Source organism: Brevundimonas phoenicis (assembly GCF_047237745.1).
GTDB lineage: Bacteria > Pseudomonadota > Alphaproteobacteria > Caulobacterales > Caulobacteraceae > Brevundimonas.
This window is the reverse complement of sequence record NZ_JBDFLN010000001.1, coordinates 2,247,314-2,266,765: the sequence shown is the minus strand read 5'-3', so window position 1 is coordinate 2,266,765 and position 19,452 is coordinate 2,247,314. Positions and strand designations below refer to the sequence as shown.

Annotated in this window: 22 protein-coding genes; all 22 read left to right on the top strand. The window is 65.5% G+C overall.

From position 1 onward, the window contains the following. Positions 1–158 precede the first annotated feature (158 nt). The 22 genes from ABC419_RS11235 (at position 159) to ABC419_RS11130 (ending at position 19,433) form a co-directional block, all read left to right on the top strand. On the top strand, positions 159–536 hold the full coding sequence (locus ABC419_RS11235) for an NADH-quinone oxidoreductase subunit A (RefSeq protein ID WP_292056347.1): 378 nt from the start codon (positions 159–161) through the stop codon (positions 534–536). Next, positions 506–1,105: a NuoB/complex I 20 kDa subunit family protein gene (locus ABC419_RS11230; RefSeq protein ID WP_412878203.1), complete on the top strand. Its 600-nt coding sequence runs from the start codon at positions 506–508 to the stop codon at positions 1,103–1,105. Before ABC419_RS11235 ends, ABC419_RS11230 begins: the two co-directional genes overlap by 31 nt. Next, on the top strand, positions 1,102–1,725 hold the full coding sequence (locus ABC419_RS11225) for an NADH-quinone oxidoreductase subunit C (RefSeq protein WP_200165445.1): 624 nt from the start codon (positions 1,102–1,104) through the stop codon (positions 1,723–1,725). Before ABC419_RS11230 ends, ABC419_RS11225 begins: the two co-directional genes overlap by 4 nt. Before the next feature lie 17 nt (positions 1,726–1,742). After that, entirely contained in the window at positions 1,743–2,996 is a 1,254-nt protein-coding gene (locus tag ABC419_RS11220; protein ID WP_371412927.1) for an NADH-quinone oxidoreductase subunit D, read from the top strand. Further along, the gene (gene nuoE, locus ABC419_RS11215) at positions 2,993–3,667 is read left to right on the top strand and encodes an NADH-quinone oxidoreductase subunit NuoE (protein WP_412877452.1); all 675 of its coding nucleotides are present in this window, start codon (positions 2,993–2,995) and stop codon (positions 3,665–3,667) included. The genes ABC419_RS11220 and nuoE overlap by 4 nt, the downstream gene beginning before the upstream one ends. After that, positions 3,667–3,936 (top strand): DUF3611 family protein, encoded by a 270-nt coding sequence (locus ABC419_RS11210; RefSeq protein WP_200165441.1) that lies wholly within the window; start codon positions 3,667–3,669, stop codon positions 3,934–3,936. Before nuoE ends, ABC419_RS11210 begins: the two co-directional genes overlap by 1 nt. Positions 3,937–3,942: 6 nt before the next feature. Continuing rightward, on the top strand, positions 3,943–5,256 hold the full coding sequence (gene nuoF, locus ABC419_RS11205) for an NADH-quinone oxidoreductase subunit NuoF (RefSeq protein ID WP_200165439.1): 1,314 nt from the start codon (positions 3,943–3,945) through the stop codon (positions 5,254–5,256). 110 nt (positions 5,257–5,366) lie between these two features. Further along, the gene (locus ABC419_RS11200; protein ID WP_200165437.1) at positions 5,367–5,747 is read left to right on the top strand and encodes a hypothetical protein; all 381 of its coding nucleotides are present in this window, start codon (positions 5,367–5,369) and stop codon (positions 5,745–5,747) included. Beyond that, positions 5,747–7,792: an NADH-quinone oxidoreductase subunit NuoG gene (gene nuoG / locus ABC419_RS11195; RefSeq protein WP_125900144.1), complete on the top strand. Its 2,046-nt coding sequence runs from the start codon at positions 5,747–5,749 to the stop codon at positions 7,790–7,792. The genes ABC419_RS11200 and nuoG overlap by 1 nt, the downstream gene beginning before the upstream one ends. 3 nt (positions 7,793–7,795) lie before the next feature. Then, positions 7,796–8,872, top strand: a complete 1,077-nt coding sequence (gene nuoH, locus ABC419_RS11190) for an NADH-quinone oxidoreductase subunit NuoH (RefSeq protein ID WP_200165435.1) — start codon at positions 7,796–7,798, stop codon at positions 8,870–8,872. Beyond that, positions 8,869–9,099: a hypothetical protein gene (locus ABC419_RS11185; RefSeq protein WP_412877453.1), complete on the top strand. Its 231-nt coding sequence runs from the start codon at positions 8,869–8,871 to the stop codon at positions 9,097–9,099. Before nuoH ends, ABC419_RS11185 begins: the two co-directional genes overlap by 4 nt. Next, complete coding sequence (locus ABC419_RS11180) at positions 9,096–9,311, top strand: hypothetical protein (protein WP_125900147.1); 216 nt, start codon at positions 9,096–9,098, stop codon at positions 9,309–9,311. Before ABC419_RS11185 ends, ABC419_RS11180 begins: the two co-directional genes overlap by 4 nt. After that, positions 9,311–9,802: an NADH-quinone oxidoreductase subunit NuoI gene (gene nuoI / locus ABC419_RS11175; RefSeq protein ID WP_040345161.1), complete on the top strand. Its 492-nt coding sequence runs from the start codon at positions 9,311–9,313 to the stop codon at positions 9,800–9,802. The genes ABC419_RS11180 and nuoI overlap by 1 nt, the downstream gene beginning before the upstream one ends. Before the next feature lie 113 nt (positions 9,803–9,915). Next, positions 9,916–10,542: an NADH-quinone oxidoreductase subunit J gene (locus tag ABC419_RS11170; RefSeq protein ID WP_088411531.1), complete on the top strand. Its 627-nt coding sequence runs from the start codon at positions 9,916–9,918 to the stop codon at positions 10,540–10,542. Continuing rightward, complete coding sequence (nuoK, locus tag ABC419_RS11165) at positions 10,542–10,850, top strand: NADH-quinone oxidoreductase subunit NuoK (protein WP_003164596.1); 309 nt, start codon at positions 10,542–10,544, stop codon at positions 10,848–10,850. The genes ABC419_RS11170 and nuoK overlap by 1 nt, the downstream gene beginning before the upstream one ends. A 14-nt stretch (positions 10,851–10,864) precedes the next feature. Then, positions 10,865–12,925 carry an NADH-quinone oxidoreductase subunit L gene (nuoL, locus tag ABC419_RS11160; protein ID WP_412878011.1) on the top strand — a complete coding sequence of 687 codons (2,061 nt, stop codon included), beginning with the start codon at positions 10,865–10,867 and terminating at the stop codon, positions 12,923–12,925. A 5-nt stretch (positions 12,926–12,930) separates the two neighbouring features. Then, complete coding sequence (locus ABC419_RS11155) at positions 12,931–14,418, top strand: NADH-quinone oxidoreductase subunit M (protein WP_088412126.1); 1,488 nt, start codon at positions 12,931–12,933, stop codon at positions 14,416–14,418. A gap of 7 nt (positions 14,419–14,425) precedes the next feature. Next, entirely contained in the window at positions 14,426–15,868 is a 1,443-nt protein-coding gene (gene nuoN / locus ABC419_RS11150) for an NADH-quinone oxidoreductase subunit NuoN (RefSeq protein WP_046653599.1), read from the top strand. Between the two features lie 6 nt (positions 15,869–15,874). Continuing rightward, positions 15,875–16,621, top strand: a complete 747-nt coding sequence (locus ABC419_RS11145) for a biotin--[acetyl-CoA-carboxylase] ligase (protein WP_412877454.1) — start codon at positions 15,875–15,877, stop codon at positions 16,619–16,621. Then, positions 16,618–17,412 carry a type III pantothenate kinase gene (locus ABC419_RS11140; protein WP_412878012.1) on the top strand — a complete coding sequence of 265 codons (795 nt, stop codon included), beginning with the start codon at positions 16,618–16,620 and terminating at the stop codon, positions 17,410–17,412. Before ABC419_RS11145 ends, ABC419_RS11140 begins: the two co-directional genes overlap by 4 nt. A gap of 6 nt (positions 17,413–17,418) precedes the next feature. Further along, positions 17,419–19,095 carry a ribonuclease J gene (locus ABC419_RS11135; protein ID WP_412877455.1) on the top strand — a complete coding sequence of 559 codons (1,677 nt, stop codon included), beginning with the start codon at positions 17,419–17,421 and terminating at the stop codon, positions 19,093–19,095. Beyond that, entirely contained in the window at positions 19,095–19,433 is a 339-nt protein-coding gene (locus ABC419_RS11130; RefSeq protein ID WP_412877456.1) for a DUF3088 family protein, read from the top strand. Before ABC419_RS11135 ends, ABC419_RS11130 begins: the two co-directional genes overlap by 1 nt. Positions 19,434–19,452 lie beyond the last annotated feature (19 nt).

Sequence of the window (19,452 nt, the reverse complement as noted above, 5' to 3'; positions counted from 1 at the left end):
GCATAAGAGGCAATCGCGCGGCCTGCGGCAAATCGCCCAAAAAACTGCGAACCGTTCGCAACAAAAAACCTTTGCCGACATGGGTTTGAACCCTGGCGAGGTTGGGTCTAAGAAGCCCCGAATCCGCCCCCTACCTCCCGGCGGGCGAGGCAGCTCGAATGAACGAATTTCTTCTAGAATATCTTCCGATCGTCGTTTTCCTGGGCATCGCCATCGTGCTCGGCGTCGGCTTCATGCTGGCGGCCTGGGTGCTGGCCCCCAAGAACCCCGATACCGAGAAGCTCTCGGCTTATGAGTGCGGCTTCAACGCCTTTGACGACGCGCGCATGAAGTTCGACGTGCGCTTCTATCTGGTGTCGATCCTTTTCATCATCTTCGACCTGGAAATCGCCTTCCTGTTCCCGTGGGCGGTGTCGATGTTCGACCTGTCGCACGGCGGCATGGTCTTCGCCTTCTGGTCGATGATGGTCTTCCTGGGCGTCCTGACGGTCGGCTTCATCTACGAATGGAAGAAGGGAGCCCTGGAATGGCAGTGATCGCCCCCTCCAGTCCTCTGGTCCCCGCCGGCTCGGCTGCGCGTTCGACCGTCGAGGGCTATGATCCCAAGATCCACGACAAGTTCTTCGAGTTCGTCAATACGGAGCTGGGCGAGCGCGGCTTCCTGACGACCTCGCTGGATGACGTCATCACCTGGGCCCGTACGGGTTCGCTGATGTGGATGTCGTTCGGTCTGGCCTGCTGCGCCGTCGAGATGATCCACCTGTCGATGCCGCGCTTCGACCTGGAGCGTTTCGGCACCGCGCCGCGCGGTTCGCCGCGCCAGTCGGACCTGATGATCGTCGCTGGGACGCTGACCAACAAGATGGCTCCGGCCCTGCGTAAGGTCTACGATCAGATGCCGGACCCGCGCTACGTCATCTCGATGGGCAGCTGCGCCAACGGCGGCGGCTATTATCACTACAGCTACAGCGTCGTGCGCGGTTGCGATCGCGTGGTGCCGGTGGACGTTTACGTTCCGGGCTGCCCGCCGACCGCCGAGGCGCTGCTGTACGGCATCCTGCAGCTGCAGAAGAAGATCCGCCGCACGGGGACCATCGAGCGATGAGCGAACTGGTGCGCGTTGCGGAGCGCGAATCCGCCCTGACGCCTCTGGGCACGGAAATGGTCGCGGCGCTGGGCGTCGAGGCCGTGGTGGCCTATGGCGAGCTGACCCTGATCGCCCCGCGCGAGAAGATCGTCGAGGTCATGACGGCCCTGCGCGATCAGTTCGGCTTCCAGCAGTGCATGGACGTCTGCGGCGCCGACTATCCCGACCGCGCCGAGCGGTTCGAGGTCGTCTATCACCTGCTGTCGCTGACGCGCGCCGCGCGTGTTCGCGTCAAGGTGTCGACCGATGAGGTCAAGCCGGTCCCCAGCGTGTCGTCGGTCTATCCGTCGGCCGGCTGGTTCGAGCGTGAAGCCTTCGACATGTACGGCATGATCTTCTCGGATCACCCGGACATGCGCCGCATCCTGACCGACTACGGCTTCCAGGGGCACCCGCTGCGCAAGGACTTCCCGATGACGGGCTACGTCGAGGTGCGTTACGACGAAGTGCAGAAGCGCGTGGTCTATGAGCCGGTGAAACTGACGCAGGAATTCCGCAACTTCGACTTCCTGTCTCCGTGGGAAGGCGCCGACTATCCGACCGTCCTGCCGGGCGATGAAAAGGCGGGAGCGCAGTAATGGCCGACGTCAAGAACATGCCCGCGCCGCTCGGCGCCGCCATCGACCCGTTCGAGGACTATGAAGACGGCCTGACCCCGCACGCGCGGGCGATGGACGACCGCAAGTTCACCATCAATTTCGGCCCGCAGCACCCGGCCGCGCACGGCGTGCTGCGTCTGGTGCTGGAGCTGGACGGCGAACTGGTCACGCGCGTTGATCCGCACATCGGCCTGCTGCACCGCGGCACCGAGAAGCTGATGGAGGCGCGCACCTACCTCCAGAACATCCCCTACCTGGACCGGCTGGACTACGTCTCGCCGATGAACCAGGAGCACGCCTTCTGCCTCGCCATCGAGCGGTTGCTGGGTCTGGACGTGCCGTATCGCGGCCAGCTGATCCGGGTTCTGTACTCGGAGATGGGCCGTATCCTGAACCACCTTCTGAACGCGACCATGCAGGCCATGGACGTGGGCGCCCTGACCCCGCCGCTGTGGGGCCACGAAGAGCGCGAGAAGCTGATGGTGTTCTACGAACGGGCTTGCGGTGCGCGCTTGCACGCCAACTACTTCCGTCCGGGCGGCGTCCACCAGGATCTGACGCCCGAGCTGATCGACGACATCGGCCGTTGGTGCGCCGAGTTCCCGGCCAAGCTGGCGGACATCGAAAGCCTGGTCACCGAGAACCGCATCTTCAAGCAGCGGAACGTCGACATCGGCGTGGTGTCCAAGGAAAACGCCATGGCCTGGGGCTTCTCGGGCGTCATGCTGCGCGGCTCGGACATCGCCTGGGATCTTCGCAAGGCCCAGCCGTACGACTGCTACGCCGACATGGAGTTCGACATCGTCGTCGGCAAGAACGGCGACTGCTGGGACCGCTACCTGGTCCGCGTCGAAGAGATGCGTCAGTCGGTCCGCATCATGGAGCAGTGCATCCACAAGCTCCGCAACTGCCCCGGCGAGCCGGTGCTGACCGAGGACCACAAGATCGCTCCGCCGCGTCGCGGTGAGATGAAGCGTTCGATGGAAGCGCTGATCCACCACTTCAAGCTCTACACCGAAGGCTTCCGCACCCCGGAAGGCGAGGTCTATGCGGCCGTCGAAGCGCCCAAGGGCGAGTTCGGCGTCTATCTGGTGTCGGACGGCACCAACAAACCCTACCGCGTCAAGCTGTCGGCGCCCGGCTTCCGTCACCTGCAGGCGATGGACTGGATGAACCGCGGCCACATGCTGGCGGACGTGTCCGCCATCCTCGGCTCGCTCGACATGGTGTTCGGAGAAGTGGACCGATGAGCGTTCGTCGTCTGGCCAAGGAGCAACCCGCCTCTTTCGAGTTCTCGAAAGAGACGATGGACAAGGCTCAGTGGTGGATCAAGAAATACCCGGAATCGCGTCGCCAGTCGGCCGTGATCCCGGTGCTGTGGCTGGTCCAGAAGCAGGAAGGCTGGGTGTCTGAGCCCTCGCTGCGCGCTGTCGGCGAGCTGCTGGGCATGGCCTATATCCGGGTGCTGGAGGTCGCGACCTTCTACACCATGTTCCAGCTGACGCCGGTCGGCACGGCGGCCCTGATCCAGGTGTGCGGCACGACGCAGTGCATGCTGCGCGGCTCCAACGATCTGATGCGCGTTTGCCGCGAGAAGATCGGCCCCAAGGACGAGCTGTCCGCCGACGGCCGCTTCACCTGGCAGGAGATCGAGTGCATCGGCGCCTGCTCGAACGCGCCGGTGGCCCAGATCAACGACCTCTATTACGAAGACCTGACGCCCGAGAATATGGCTCAGATCATCGACGACTTCGCCGCCGGCAAGACGCCGAAGGCGGGCAGCTATGTCGGCCGTCACACGTCGGAGCCTGAAGGCGGCGCGCGGACGCTGACCGATCCGTCGCTGTACGACGGCTCGGCCGCCAAGAAGATCAAGAAGCTGCCGAACTCGGAGCCTGCCGCTGAAAAGGCTCCGGCCTGATGGCGCGGCCGGACCTCGAAACAGAAACGGGCAGGGCGGCCTATCGGGCCGAGCTGCGTCGCGTCGGCTGGCGTCCGCGCTGGGCGGGGCTGGCCTGTATCGTGGTCGCGGCCGCTCTGGTGATATTCGCGCGCGAAGGCCGTTTCGGCCTGACTGAAAACGCCGCGGTGGCGGCCTATGGCCTGTTGGCCGTCGGATGGGTGCTGGTGATCTACGCCGTCTTCCAGCGCACCCGCCACCACAAGCGCCGCATGGCGGAAGGACTTTAAGGGATCATGGTCGGCATCCTCCAAGACAAGGATCGGATATTCACCAACCTCTACGGTCTCCAGGACTGGGGCCTTGAGGGGGCGAAGCAGCGCGGCGCGTGGAACGCCACCAAGGACATGCTGGACCTTGGCCGCGACTGGATCATCACCAACGTCAAGAACTCGGGCCTGCGCGGACGCGGCGGCGCCGGTTTCTCGACCGGCCTGAAGTGGTCCTTCATGCCCAAGGAAGTGAAGGATCGCCCTCACTACCTGGTCATCAACGCCGATGAGTCCGAGCCCGCGACGTGTAAAGACCGCGAGATCATGCGTCATGATCCGCAACTGCTGATCGAAGGCGCGATGATCGCCTCCTTCGCGATGCAGGCCCACGCCTGCTACATCTACCTGCGCGGCGAATACATCCTTGAGCGCGAGCGCATGGAAGCCGCCGTTAAGCAGGCCTATGAGGCCAAGCTGATCGGCAAGAACAACGTCCACGGCTGGGACTTCGACGTCTATATCCACCACGGCGCCGGCGCCTATATCTGCGGCGAAGAGACGGCCCTGCTGGAAAGCCTGGAAGGCAAGAAGGGCCAGCCGCGCCTGAAGCCGCCGTTCCCGGCGGGCGCCGGTCTGTACGGCTGCCCGACGACCGTGAACAACGTGGAATCGATCGCCGTGGTCGGCACCATCCTGCGCCGTGGCGCGGATTGGTTCGCCAGCTTCGGTCGCCCGAACAACACCGGCACCAAGCTGATGTCCCTGTCGGGTCACGTGAACACGCCCTGCGTGGTCGAAGAGGCCATGTCGATCCCGCTGCGCCAGTTGATTGAGGATCACGGCGGCGGCGTGCGCGGCGGTTGGGGCAATCTGAAGGCCATCATCCCGGGCGGCGCGTCCTGCCCGGTCATCACGCGCGAGCAGGCTGAAGTCGCGCTGATGGACTTCGACTCCATGCGCGAAATGCGTTCGTCGCTGGGTACGGCTGGCGTGACCGTCATGGACGAGTCCACCGACATCGTGAAGGCGATCGCCCGCATCAGCTACTTCTTCAAGCACGAGAGCTGCGGCCAGTGCACGCCGTGCCGTGAAGGCACCGGCTGGATGTGGCGCGTGCTGGAACGCATGGCCATCGGCGACGCCGACCCGTCCGAGATCGACCTGCTGCTCGACGTGGCCGGTCAGGTCGAAGGCCATACCATCTGCGCCCTCGGCGACGCCGCCGCCTGGCCCGTTCAGGGCCTGATCCGGCACTTCCGTCACGAGATCGAAGAGCGCATCCACACCTACCGCAGCCGCCGCGCGAACTTCGCCGGCCACGCGATCGCGGCGGAGTAGGGCTATGCGATCTCCGATGCTTCTGCTGAAGACGACGGTGCTGATGGGCCCTGCGGCCTGCACCCAGTCGGGCGCCATTTCCACCATCGAATGGGCGCAGGACTGACCGCATGAAACGCGCAGCTCCAGTGCTTCTTTGCCTGATCGCTCTCGCCGCCTGCGGCGAGCAGGCAAACACGCGCGAACCGTATGTGCTGCCATCCGAGGTGGGGGACGCCTTCATCCGGGGGGCGGCGGCGCCGTCCGCGCCGCTCGAGGGCGAACAGGCTTGCCGCCAAGCGGTGCTGACGCTGTATGGCCAAGGCGACGATGCTGTGACGTTCGACGCGGCGGCCTCCACCGTGTCGTGGCGCGCGCCGGTCGATGGCGGCCATGTCACCTTCAACTGTTCGGTCAAGGATTCCACGGTGTCGCTGTCGCGCGACGGCCAGACCCAGACCGTTTCTCTTTCGTCCGAGGCGGGTCAAGCCGCCGAGAGTGAGGCCCGCTGATGCCCATCGCCAAAGTCAACGGCGTTGAAGTCGAGTTCGAACCGGGCATGACCGTGCTGCAGGTCGCCGAGCGCGCCGGGCAGGAAATCCCGCGGTTCTGCTACCACGAGCGCCTGTCCATCGCCGGCAACTGCCGTATGTGCCTGGTCGAGGTGAAGCCTGGACCGCCGAAGCCGCAGGCTTCGTGCGCGCTGCCGGCCGCCGACGGTCAGGAAATCTTTACTGACACGCCTATGGTCAAGAAGGCCCGCGAAGGGGTGATGGAGTTCCTGCTCATCAACCACCCGCTGGACTGCCCGATCTGCGACCAGGGCGGCGAATGCGACCTGCAGGATCAGGCGGTCGGCTACGGCCGCGATGGTTCGCGCTACGGCGAGAACAAGCGCGCGGTTGAAGAAAAGAACATGGGCCCGACGGTCAAGACGTTCATGACGCGCTGCATCCAGTGCACGCGTTGCGTTCGCTTCATCACCGAAGTGGCGGGCGTGCCGGACATCGGCATGATCTCGCGTGGCGAAAGCGCCGAGATCACGACCTATCTGGAAAAGAACATCGACAGCGAACTGTCGGGCAACGTCAACGACCTGTGCCCGGTGGGCGCCCTGACGCACCGCCCGTGGCAGTACCACTATCGTCCGTGGGAGCTGAAGAAGACCGAGACCATCGACGTGATGGATGCGCTCGGTTCGAACATCCGCGCCGACTCCCGCGGCGCCGAGGTCATGCGCGTGCTGCCGCGCGTGAACGAGGGCATCAACGAGGAATGGCTGTCGGACAAGAGCCGCTACGCCGTCGACGGCCTGCAGGCGCGTCGCCTAGACCGTCCGTGGGTGCGTGAGAACGGCAAGCTGCGTCCGGCGTCGTGGGACGAGGCGCTGACCGCCGTCGCCGACAAGCTGAAGGCGGCCCCGGCCGACCGTATCGGCGCCATCGCCGGCGACCTGCAGGACGCCGAGTCGATGAAGGCTCTGCTGGATCTGTTCCGTTCGCTGGGTTCGGCCAACACGGACTGCCGTCAGGACGGCGCAGCGCTGGGCGGCGAGGCTCGCGAGGGCTGGTTGTTCAACTCTGGCCTGCAAGGCATTGAAAACGCTGACGCCATCCTGATCGTCGGCGCCAATCCGCGCACGGAAGCGCCGCTGCTGAACGCGCGCATCCGCAAGACCTGGCTGAAGGGCGGCGTCGAGGTCGGCGTCATCGGGCCGCAAGCCGATCTGACCTATGGCTACGCCTGGCTGGGCGCCGGTTCGAAGACCCTGGGCAAGCTGCCCAAGGCCGCGACCGACTTCCTGACCAAGGCCGAACGTCCCGCCATCATCATCGGCGCGGGCGCCCTGACCGGCGAGACCGGCCCGTCCGTGCTGAACGCCCTGGGCGCGCTGGCCAAGAAGGTCGGCGTGGTCAAGGACGGCTGGAACGGCTTCAACGTCCTGCACAGCGCCGCCGCGCGCGTCGGCGGTCTGGACATGGGCTTCCTGCCGGGCGAGGGCGGTCTGGATGTCGCCGCTATGCTGAAGCCGGGCGCGCTGGACGTGCTGTTCCTGCTGGGCGCCGATGAGGTGAACGCGGACGCATCGGGCGCCTTCCGCGTCTATCTGGGCTCGCACGGCGATCGCGGCGCGCACGGCGCGGACGTGATCCTGCCGGGCGCGGCCTACACCGAGAAGTCGGGCCTGTACGTCAACACCGAAGGCCGGGTGCAGATGGCCGAGCGCGTGGTCTTCCCGAAGGGCGAAGCCAAGGACGACTGGGCCATCATCCGCGCCCTGTCCGAGCGCGTCGGCCACAAGCTGCCGTTCGACACGCTTGAGCAACTGCGCGCCAAGCTGATGGGCGACCATCCGACCTTCGGCCGCATCGACTATCTGGCCCCGGCCGCGACGTTCGACGTCGCCAAGCTGGGCGCCAAGGGAGACCTGGGCGACGTCGCCTTCGTCTCCGTCATCGCCGATCCCTATCTGACCAACCCGATCGCGCGCGCCAGTGAAACCATGGCCCAACTGTCCGCTGAGCGGACGGCGCCGGTCGCCCTGGCGGCGGAGTAAATCATGGACGCTGCGACTTCCTTCTGGACTACGCCTCTGGGTTGGACCCTCGCCACTGTCGGCGGGATCCTGCTGGTGGTGGTCGGTATCCTGATCTCCCTGGCCTTCCTGCTGCTGGCCGACCGCAAGATCTGGGCGGGCGTTCAGCTGCGCAAGGGTCCGAACGTGGTCGGCCCCTTCGGCCTGCTGCAGTCCTTCGCCGACTTCTTCAAGTTCGTGCTGAAGGAGATCGTCATTCCGGCCGGGTCGGACAAGGTGGTCTTCATCCTGGCCCCGCTGATCAGCTTCGTGCTGGCCTTCGTGGCGTGGGCGGCGATCCCGTTCGCGCCGGGCTGGGTGGTCGCGGACCTGAACGTCGGCATCCTGTACATTCTGGCGATCAGCTCACTGGGCGTTTACGGCATCATCATGGGCGGCTGGGCTTCGAACTCGAAGTACCCGTTCCTGGGGGCGCTGCGTTCGGCGGCGCAGATGGTGTCCTATGAGGTCTCGATGGGCCTCATCATCATCAACGTCATCCTGCTGGCCGGGACGATGAACCTGACGCAGATCGTGACCCAGCAGTCCGGCTGGTTCTGGAACTGGAACGCCTTCGGCGGCGGCCTTGAGACCCTGCCGACGATCATCGTCATGCTGCCGATGACCATCGTCTTCTTCATCTCGGCTCTGGCCGAGACCAACCGCCCGCCGTTCGACCTTCCGGAAGCGGAGTCGGAACTGGTGGCCGGTTATCAGGTCGAATATTCCTCGACGCCCTACCTGCTGTTCATGATCGGCGAATACGCCAACATCGTCTTCATGTGCGCCATGATCACCCTGCTGTTCTGCGGCGGGTGGAATCCGGGCTTCCCGACCGACTTCCTGAACAGCGTCCCGGCCTTCGTCGCCAACCTGTTCTACCTGCTGGTCTTCATCACCAAGGTCGTCTTCTGGTTCTTCATGATCGCCCTGGTGAAGGCCTTCGTGCCCCGCTACCGCTATGACCAGCTGATGCGTCTGGGCTGGAAGATCTTCCTGCCGGCTTCGCTGGTGGCCGTGGTCTTCGTGGCGGCGTGGCGCGTCTTCGCGGTGGGTGCGTGATGGGCGCTCGCGCCACAGTCCTGATCGCGCTGGCGCTCGCCGCCGGCCTGTCGGCCTGCACCTTCAAGCCGATGGATCCGGCTGCGCCCGAGACCGCGTCCGCGCGTCTCGAGCGGCTGGACCGCGAGCGGGGAGAGGAGGCGGACAAGCGCGCCTATTGCCAACGTCTGTCGCGGGACGATCCGCGCTTCAGCAGGGACGGCTGCGAACGCCGGATCGGCGGATGAAGACGAAAGCCGCAGCCCTGATGTTCGCCCTGGCCGCGCCCATGCTGGCGTCGGCCTGCGCGCCCTATGAGGCCGACCCGGTGTCGGTCTATCAGTGGGAGCGCAAGGTGCAGGAAATCGAACGGCGCGAGGCGGAACGCCAGCGCCTTTGCCAGACCCTCGACAAGGAAAGCGCCCGCTATCAACGCGAGTGCGCCGGAGTGAAATCGTAATGCTGACCCGTATCGTTCAGGCGGCCAAGGGCGCGATGCTGACCGACGTGTTCGGCGCCGTCGGCCTGTCGATGAAGTACATGATGAAGCCGAAGGCGACGGTGAACTATCCGTTCGAGCGCAACCCGCAGTCGCCGCGCTTCCGTGGCGAACACGCGCTGCGCCGCTATCCGAACGGCGAAGAACGCTGCATCGCCTGCAAGCTGTGCGAGGCCATCTGCCCCGCCCAGGCCATCACCATCGAGGCCGAACCGCGCGCCGACGGCAGCCGCCGCACGACGCGCTACGACATCGACATGGTCAAATGCATCTACTGCGGCCTGTGCCAAGAGGCCTGCCCGGTGGACGCCATCGTCGAGGGACCGAACAGCGAGTTCGCCACCGAGACGCGCGAAGAACTGCTCTATGACAAGGCGCGCCTGCTGGACAACGGCGACCGCTGGGAGCGTCTGATCGCGAAGAATCTGGAACTCGACGCTCCGTATCGCTAAACGGAGCGGCGATTCCGCCACGCTGACCCTGACCTTCGGGCCGGGGCCGATTTTGGAAGGGTCCGAGGTTTCCCCTCGGGCCATTGGTTTTGAAGAGGGGCGTCGTCCCGCACATGTTGCAAGGCCTGGCCTTCTATCTTCTCGCGACGGTCGCCGTGGTTTCCGCCCTGCTGGTGGTGACCGCGCGCAATCCCGTGCACTCCGTTCTCTGGCTGATCCTGACCTTCTTCTCGGCGGCCGGTCTGTTCGTACTGCTGAGCGCCGAGTTCCTGGCGATGCTGCTGGTCGTCGTCTACGTCGGCGCCGTGGCGGTGCTGTTCCTGTTCGTCGTCATGATGCTGGACGTCGACTTCGTGAAGCTGCGCGAGGGTTACGCGCGCTACCTGCCGCTGGCGGGCATCGTGGCGGGCGTGCTGCTGGCCGAGATGATCATGGTGTCGATCACCGTCGTTCAGGGCGGGGCCGCCCGCGACGCAACCGCGCCGGTTCCGGCCGGGCCTGACGTCACCAACATCGAGACGATCGGCCGCGTGCTCTACACGGACTACGTCTACTTCTTCCAGGCGGCGGGCGTGGTCCTGCTGATCGCCATGATCGGCGCCATCGTCCTGACCCTCCGTCACCGTCCGGGCGTGCATCGCCAGGATCTGGCCGCCCAGGCCAACCGCGAACGCGCCAAGGCCGTCGAGATCAAGTCCGTGACCACGGGCCAGGGCGTCACCCCCGAGGAGCTTCTGTAATGGATATCTCGCTCCAGCATTATCTGGCGGTCGCCGCCATGCTGTTCACCATCGGCGTCTTCGGCATCTTCGTGAACCGCAAGAACGTCATCATCATCCTGATGTCGGTCGAGATGATCCTGCTCGCGGTGAACATCAACTTCGTGGCCTTCTCGACTCACCTGAACGACGTGTCGGGTCAGCTGATGGCCATGTTCGTCCTGACCGTCGCCGCGGCCGAGGCCGCCGTCGGCCTGGCCATTCTCGTGACCTTCTTCCGTAACCGCGGCGACATCGCGGTCGACGACGCCTCCGTGATGAAGGGCTGATCGGAACCGTGACTATCCAGACTCTCGTCACTCTCGGCGTCTTCGCCCCCCTGCTGGGGGCCATGATCGCCGGCTTCTTCGGTCGCCGGATCGGCGACGTCGCCTCGCAGGCCGTCACCACGGGCCTGCTGTTCTTCTCGTGCGCGGTCTCCTGGATCGTGTTCAGCCAGTGGACCTGGGGCGGGCTGGAAGCCTTCACCGTGCACCTGGCGCCGTTTATCCACGTGGGCGAGTTCCAGTCGAACTGGTCGATCCGCGTCGACGCCATGTCGGCTGTCATGCTGATCGTTGTGACGTCGGTGTCCTCGCTGGTTCACCTCTATTCCTGGGGCTACATGAAGGAGGACGACAGCCGTCCTCGCTTCTTCGCCTATCTGTCGCTGTTCACCTTCATGATGCTGGCGCTGGTGACGGCGGCCGACTTCCTGCAGATGTTCTTCGGTTGGGAAGGCGTGGGCCTGGCGTCCTATCTGCTGATTGGTTTCTGGTATAAGAAGCCCTCGGCCACCGCCGCCTCGATCAAGGCCTTCGTGGTCAACCGCGTCGGCGACTTCGGCTTCCTGCTCGGCATGATGACCGTGTTCTGGATGTTCGGCACGATCGAGTTCGCCAAGCTGTTCCCGCTGATCGCGGGCAAGGCCGGGACGGGCTGGGAATTCCTGGACCACACCTGGTCGGCGCTGGATCTGGCCGGTCTGCTGCTGTTCATCGGCGCGATGGGCAAGTCGGCGCAGTTCTTCCTGCACACCTGGCTGCCGGACGCGATGGAAGGCCCGACGCCCGTGTCGGCGCTGATCCACGCGGCCACCATGGTCACGGCCGGCGTCTATATGGTCTGCCTGCTGTCGCCCCTTTATGAGCACGCGCCCGTCGCGTCGCAGTTCATCGCCATCATCGGCGGGATCACGGCCATCTTCGCCGCGACCGTCGGCATGATGCAGAACGACATCAAGCGGGTGATCGCCTATTCGACCTGTTCGCAGCTGGGCTACATGTTCTTCGCGGCGGGCGTCGGCGCCTACCAGCCTGCCATGTTCCACCTGTTCACCCACGCCTTCTTCAAGGCCCTGCTGTTCCTGGGCGCCGGTTCGGTGATCCACGGCATGCACCACGAGCAGGACATGCGGAAGATGGGCGGCCTGTGGAAGCTGCTGCCCGTCACCTATGCGACGATGATGATCGGCACCATCGCCATCACCGGCCTGGGCATGCCCGGCGTCGGCGGCTTCGCCGGCTTCTACTCCAAGGACTCCATCCTCGAGAGCGCCTATGCGGCGGCGACGACCGGCCACTCGGCTGCGGGCATGTTCGCCTTCGTCATCGGCATCTCGGCGGCCCTGCTGACGGCTTACTACTCGTGGCGTCTGGTGTTCATGACCTTCCACAACAAGCCTGTGTGGAAGGAAGAGGAGGGCGCGCACCATGCGGACGCCCACGCTCATGACGCTCATGATGATCATCACGCCCACGACGATCATGCGCATGACGACCATCACCATGGTCCGCTGAAGCCGCATGAGAGCCCGCTGGTCATGGTCGTGCCGCTGCTGGTGCTGTCGATCGGCGCGGTGTTCGCGGGCATGATCTTCGCCCCGCACTTCATCGGTCACCATGAGGCTGAGTTCTGGCGCGGCGCCATCTTCGTCGGGGCTGAGAACCACGTCCTGCACGAAAGCCACAACGTCCCGACCTGGGTGAAGTGGGCGCCGCTGATCGTGACGCTGCTGGGCACGGCCATCGCCTACTGGCTGTATGTCGTGAAGGAAGGCGCGGCCAAGGAGATGGCCGACCGCAAGGGCCCGCTGTGGACCTTCCTCTACAACAAGTGGTTCTTCGATGAGCTGTACGACGCCGTCTTCGTGAAGGGGACCAAGGCGATCGGCGACTTCTTCTGGAAGATCGGCGACGTGAAGATCATCGACGGCCTCGGTCCGAACGGCGCGGCCTGGGCTTCGCTGAAGTCGGGCGGCTGGTTGTCCCGGTTCCAGTCCGGTTTCGTCTACTTCTATGCATTCGTGATGCTGATCGGCGTGGCTGCGTTCCTTGCCTTCGCCATCTTCACGTGGGGAGCCTGAGCCTCGTGCCTCACATTCTGAGCATCGTCACCTTCCTGCCGCTTCTGGGCGCAGCCGCGATCCTGGTCGCGCGCCTGCTGAACAAGGGCGGTCAGGACGCCGCGGCCCCGGCCGCTCGCTGGATCGCCCTGATCACCACAATGGTGGTGCTGGCCGTGTCCGTCCTGCTGGTCGCGCAGTTCGATCCGTCGAACCCGGCCTATCAGTTCGTCGAGAACTACGCCTGGTTCGCGGGCGCCGGCTATCACCTGGGCGTGGACGGGATCTCGATCCTGTTCGTCCTGCTGACGGCCTTCCTGCTGCCGATCTGCATCGTGGCCAGCTGGAAGTCGATCGAGACGCGCGTCGTCGAATACATGATCGCCTTCCTGATCCTGGAGACCATGGTCATCGGCGTGTTCACCTCGCTGGACCTGTTCCTCTTCTACATCTTCTTCGAAGGCACCCTGGTCCCGATGTATCTGATCATCGGCATCTGGGGCGGCGCCAACCGCATCTACGCGGCGTACAAGTTCTTCCTGTACACCCTGCTGGGATCGGTCCTGATGCTGCTGGCCATGCTGTGGATGGCCCACACGACCGGCACCACCAGCATTCCGGAACTGAAGCAGTACGCCTTCGACCCGGCGGTGCAGCCGCTGCTGTGGCTGGCCTTCTTCGCCTCCTTCGCGGTGAAGATGCCGATGTGGCCGGTGCACACCTGGCTGCCCGACGCCCACGTTCAGGCGCCGACGGCCGGTTCGGTCATCCTGGCCGGCATCCTGCTGAAGCTGGGCGGCTACGGCTTCATCCTGTTCAACATTCCGATGTTCCCGCTGGCGTCGCAGATGTTCACGCCTCTGGTGCTGACGCTGTCGGTCATCGCCGTGGTCTACACCTCGCTGGTCGCCTTCCGTCAGACGGACATCAAGAAGCTGATCGCCTATTCGTCGGTCGCCCACATGGGCTTCGTGACCATGGGCATCTTCGCGGGCAATGACACGGGCGTGCAGGGCGCGGTCTTCCAGATGCTGAGCCACGGCCTGATCTCGGGCGCGCTCTTCCTCTGCGTCGGCGTGGTCTATGACCGGATGCACACCCGTGAGATCGCCTTCTACGGCGGCCTGACGGCGCGGATGCCCTGGTATGCGGCCATCTTCCTGATGTTCACCATGGCCAACGTCGGCCTGCCGGGCACCTCGGGCTTTATCGGCGAAGTGCTGACGATGACGGGCGCCTATCAGGTCTCGACCTGGGCGGCCCTGATCGCGGCCTCGGGCGTGATTTTCTCGGCGGTCTATGCGCTGACGCTGTTCCGCAACGTCATGTACGGCCCGATCACCAATCCGGCGCTGGAAAACATCACCGACATCGACAAGCGCGAACTGCTGATCTTCGTGCCCCTGATCGTCGGCACCATCTGGCTGGGCCTCTATCCCAACGCCGTTCTCGACTACACCGGGCCGACTGTTGAAGCCCTGACCAGCGCCTATCGCGCCGCGATCGGCGGGTGAGACCATAATGCCTGATCTGTCCTCCGCTCTCCAACTCGCCGCCCCGGAGCTGACCCTTGCGGTCGGCGGGCTGGTGCTGCTCATGCTCGGCGCCTTCGCCGGCGAGAAGTCAACGCGCCTGGTCTCGGGCCTGTCGGTGCTGCTGCTGCTGGCGGCGACGGCTCTGGCCGTCGTCGGCCCGCTGGGGTCCGCCTTCAACGGGGCCTATGTTGCCGATCCGCTGGCCGTCTTCGGCAAGGCGGTGATCTTCCTGTCCGCCGCCGTGGCCGTGGTGCTGGGCGATGGCTGGATGCATCGCAACAACATCGCCAAGTTCGAATATCCGATCCTGATCGTGCTGGCCTCGGTCGGCATGGGCATGATGGCGTCGTCGGGCGATCTGATCTCGCTCTACATCGGCATCGAGATGCACTCGCTGGCTCTCTACGTCCTGGCCGCCTATCGCCGCGACGACCTGAAGGCCTCGGAAGCAGGCCTGAAGTATTTCGTCCTGGGCGCCCTGTCGTCGGGTCTGCTGCTGTACGGCGCCAGCCTGATCTACGGTTTCGCCGGTTCGATGCGGTTCGAGGACATCGCCGCCTTCGCCACCGCCAACCCCGGTCCGGGTCTGATCTTCGGCCTGGTCTTCCTGATCTGCGGTCTGGCGTTCAAGGTTTCGGCTGCGCCGTTCCACATGTGGACGCCGGACGTCTATGAAGGCGCCCCGACCCCGGTCGTGGCCCTGTTCTCGACGGCGCCCAAGGTGGCGGCCATGGTGCTGATCATCCGCGTGCTGGTCGAAGGCTTCGGCCTGGCTCATGCCCAGTGGGCCCAGGTGCTGATCCTGATCTCGCTGATCAGCTTCGCGGTCGGCGCCTTCGGCGGCCTGATGCAGAAGGACATCCAGCGCCTGCTGGCCTATTCGTCCATCATCAACATCGGCTACGCCCTGCTGGGCGTGGCGGCGGGCACCCAGGTCGGCGTTCAGGCGACCCTGATGTTCATGACCTTGTATGTCGTGGATCAGATCGGCTTCTTCGCCATCCTGCTGTCGTTGAGCCGCAACGGCCGTCCGATCCGCAAGATCGCCGATCTGGCCGGTCTGAAGAAGGACCGTCCGGTGACGGCCGTCGCCCTGACGATCCTGTCGCTGTCGGCCGTCGGCATTCCGCCGATGTCGGGCTTCTGGGGCAAGTTCTACGTTTTCGGCGCCGCCGCCGACGCCGGCTACTGGATGGCGGGCGCTGCGGGTCTGGTGGCCTCGGTCGTCGCGGCCTTCTACTATCTGCGCATCATCAAGGTGATCTGGTTCGACACGCCTGAGTTCGACGTGACGACGGACAAGGCGCCGGCCGGCGCGCAATGGATCGGCTGGGCGGCTGCGGCCTTCAGCTTCCCCGTGCTGCTGATCGCCCTGACCTGGCTGGAGCCGCTGACGCGCGCGGCGGCCGCGGGCGTCGGGATCGGATAAGGGGCCTTGGCGGCTCCGGTCCTGATCCTCGAAGAGACCGACTCCACCAACGCCGAGGCGCGTCGTCGCGCCGAGGCGGGCGAGGCCGGGCCGCTGTGGATCGCGGCCCGGCGTCAATCCGCCGGGCGGGGCCGTCGCGGCCGCGCCTGGGACAGCCGGGACGGCAATCTGGCCACGACCCTGCTGTTGACGCTGAACCGCACCCCGGCCGAGGCGGCGCAACTGACCTTCGCCGCCGCACTCGCGGTGGCCGACCTGCTGGATCGCTATGTTCCGCCCGCGCTGGTCAGCATCAAATGGCCCAATGACGTCCTGCTGGACGGGCGCAAGTCGTCGGGCATCCTGATCGAATCTGGACCTGCGCCTTCCGGCGGCCTGTGGCTGGCTGTGGGCGTCGGCGTGAACCTGTCCCACGCACCCGAAGGGACCGAGCGCCCGACCACCTGCATCGTCGAGCACCTGCGTCATGACGTGGCCGCCGCGCCGTCGATGGAGGAGGGAGCCAAGGCGTTAGCCGAAACCTTCGATGACTGGCTGGAACGCTGGACGCGCTTGGGCTTTCAGCCCGTGCTAGACGCCTGGGTCGCGCGGACGCCGGGCCTGTTCGGCCCATGCACGGCGCGGCTGAGCCATGAAACCCTGAGCGGGATCGCTGACGGCGTCGAGGCCGACGGCGCCCTGCGCCTGAAACTGCCGGACGGAAGCCTGCGGGTCATCTCCGCCGGCGACGTCTTCTTCGGAGAGGCCGCCTGATGCTTCTGGCGATCGAGCAAGGCAACACCAACACCCTGTTCGCCGTTCACGATGGCGAAGAGTGGATCTTCCAGTGGCGCACCGCCACCGACCCCATGCGCACGGCCGATGAATACGCCGTCTGGCTGCATCAGTTGTTCGAGATGCGCGGCCAGGGCCAGACCATGGCCGACATGGACGGCTGCATCATCTCCAGCGTGGTGCCGCAGTCGATCTTCAACCTGCGCAACCTGGCGCGGCGGTACCTGAACGTCGAACCCCTGGTGATCGGCGAGAACGTCGAACTGGGCATCGAAGTGCGCATCCATAAGCCCAGCGAGGCCGGAGCCGACCGTCTGGTCAACGCCATCGGCGCGCTTCAGGTCTATGAGGGCGACCTGCTGCTGATCGACAGCGGCACGGCCACGACCTTCGACGTCGTGTCCGGCGCGAACGGGCAGGGGGCGGGGGCCTTCGAAGGCGGGCTGATCGCGCCCGGCATCAACCTGTCGCTTCAGGCCCTGCACGAGGCGGCGGCCAAGTTGCCGCGCATCGCCATCCAGCGCCCCGACACCGTGATCGGGCGCGACACCGTCACCTCAATGCAATCGGGCGTCTTCTGGGGCTATGTCGCCCTGATCGAAGGGCTGGTGGACCGTATAAAGGCCGAGTGGGGCAAGCCCATGACGGTCATCGGCACCGGCGGCGTCGCCTCCCTGTTCGAGGGCGCAACCGACTCTATCGACCGGTTTGATCCGGACCTGACCATCCGCGGCCTACTCGAAATCTGGCGGCGGAACTCCCATCTGTAAGGCCGCATGACTAAGAAAACTCAAAACGACGAACTCGTCTTCCTGCCGCTGGGCGGCTCGAACGAGGTCGGTATGAACCTGAACGCCTATGGCTTCGGCCCGGCGCATGACCGCAAATGGATCATCGTCGATGTCGGCGTGACCTTTGGCGACCAGTCCACGCCCGGCGTGGACGTCATCGTGCCTGATCCGACCTTCCTTGAAGGCGAGAACATCCTGGGCATCGTGCTGACGCACGCCCACGAGGACCACATCGGCGCCCTGGGCTGGCTGTGGCCGCGCATCCAGGCGCCGCTGTACGCCACGCCCTTCACTGCCTTCCTGATCCGCGAGAAGCTGCGCGACGCCGGCATCTATGAAGATGTCGAGCTGCACGAGGCGCCGTTGGGTTCGACGGTGAACCTGGGCCCGTTCGAGGTGACCTACGTCACCATCACCCACTCGATCGCCGAGCCGAACGGCCTGGCCATCAAGACGCCGCTGGGCACGGTGCTGCACACCGGCGACTGGAAGATCGACAACGATCCGGTCGTGGGCGAGCGCACCGACGTCGACTTCATTCAGAAGCTGGGCGACGAGGGCGTCCTGGCGATGGTGTGCGACTCCACCAACGTCTTCGTGGACGGCGTCGCCGGGTCCGAGGGCGATGTGAAGGTCAAGCTGGCCGAACTGATCCAGGGCCTGAAGGGGCGGGTCGCCGTGGGCTGCTTCGCCTCCAACGTCGCGCGGATGCACAGCGTCATCAGCGCCGCAGAGGCCGCCGGGCGCCGCGTGGCCCTGGCCGGGCGCTCGATGCACCGCATCACCGCCGCCGCCAAGTCGGTCGGCATGTTGAACGACATCAAGCCCTTCTTGTCCGAACAGGAGGCCAAGGTCTGGCCGGCCGACGAGATCCTGTACCTGTGCACCGGCAGCCAGGGCGAGGCGCGCGCCGCCCTGTCGCGCGTGGCCGAAGGGACGCATCCCTTCATCAAGCTGGGCGAGGGGGATCACTGCATCTTCTCGTCGCGCGTCATCCCCGGCAACGAGCTGTCCATCGGCCGTCTGCAGGACAAGATGGCTGAGCGCGGAATCCGCATCTACACCGAGAAGGATCACCCCGGCATCCACGTCTCGGGCCACCCGTGCCGTGACGAACTGCGCCAGATGTATCAGTGGGCCCGGCCGCAGATCGCCGTGCCGACCCACGGCATGCGTCGCCACCTGATCGAGCACGGCAACCTGGCCAAGGACATGCAGGTGCCCGAGACGGTCACGCCGCGCAACGGCGACATGGTGCGCCTGGCGCCCGGACCCGCCGCCATCATCGACGAAGTGCCCTCGGGCCGTCTGTTCGTCGACGGCGGCATGCTGGTGGAGGAGGCGGGCGAGGCCCTGCGCGAGCGCAAGCACGCCGCCAGCAACGGCATCCTGATCGTCAGCTTCGCCCTGGACAAGCGCGGCCGGATCGCCAGCGACATCGACGTGCGCGGCATCGGCCTGCCCGGCGACGCGGACCGTCCGCTGGGCGATGTTCTGGACGACATGGCCGAGCGCGTGGAGAACACGGTGCGCGGCCTGAAGGGCGAGGCTCTGGAAGACGAAGCCGTCATCGAACAGGCCGTCAGCCGGACCCTGAAGAAGGCCAGCCAGCAGATCTGGGATCGTCGTCCGATCGTGGAAACCGTGGTGCTGAGGCTCTGATGGCGGATCGTCTGTATCTTCTGAACGCCGACTGGTTCGATGATCAGGGCGGGCCGTGGTTTTGCCCGCCCGGGGCGCGGATCGAGGGGGTGCTGGGCCTGTATCCGCGCCTGCGCGAGCATCTGACGGTGACCCACCTGGATCACCCGCGCCCGCGCCCGGCCGTGATCGCCGAGGTGGGGGAGGCGAACCAGAGCTGCCCGCTGCTGGTGCTGGATGACGAGTTCGACTGGCCCGACGCCCAGGTCAGCGAAGAGACCGGCGCGCGCTTCCTGCAGGACGACGCTATCCTGCCGTACTGGGCCGCGCGCTACGGGATCGGGCGACCGCATCCGTAAGGCCTTCTCCTCCCCATGA